Genomic DNA, 352 nt, shown 5'->3' on the forward strand with positions numbered 1-352 from the left:
CCTTGGCCATCGAGATTTGCTGGCTGTAATCAGAAGCGGTGCCGCGCATCCCGTTGCGATTGCCTGGCTCTGGTCGGGGGGGATTGGTGTTGCGCGGCTTGTCCGAATTTGCGGGCAGCTCTGAACGAGCTGCCCCTTTGAAGAGTTCGTAAATCGCCCATAGCCGGGGCGGTCGGCGCAGAAGCATATGGGCCATTGCGATGCCTTTCTATCCGACAACACGGTGGCCGCGACCACGCATGCATTGCACAACTATTTCTTCCCGGCGTTCGCTGGCGTCACCGGCGCCGGCGGCCCCACCGGCCAATGCGCCAACAATCGCGCCGCCCCATGCGGTACCGTCTTCGTCGAC

At 62.8% G+C, this 352-nt stretch carries 1 protein-coding gene; it reads right to left on the minus strand.

Going from position 1 to position 352, the window contains the following annotated elements; genetic code table 11:
- A partial coding sequence (locus Q4528_RS12920) for a hypothetical protein (protein WP_303521882.1) occupies nucleotides 1-187 on the minus strand: 187 nt, incomplete at its 3' end.
- Between the last annotated feature and the right edge of the window lie 165 nt (nucleotides 188-352).

The organism is Staphylococcus pasteuri, from assembly GCF_030547725.1.
GTDB classification, from domain to species: domain Bacteria; phylum Bacillota; class Bacilli; order Staphylococcales; family Staphylococcaceae; genus Staphylococcus; species Staphylococcus pasteuri.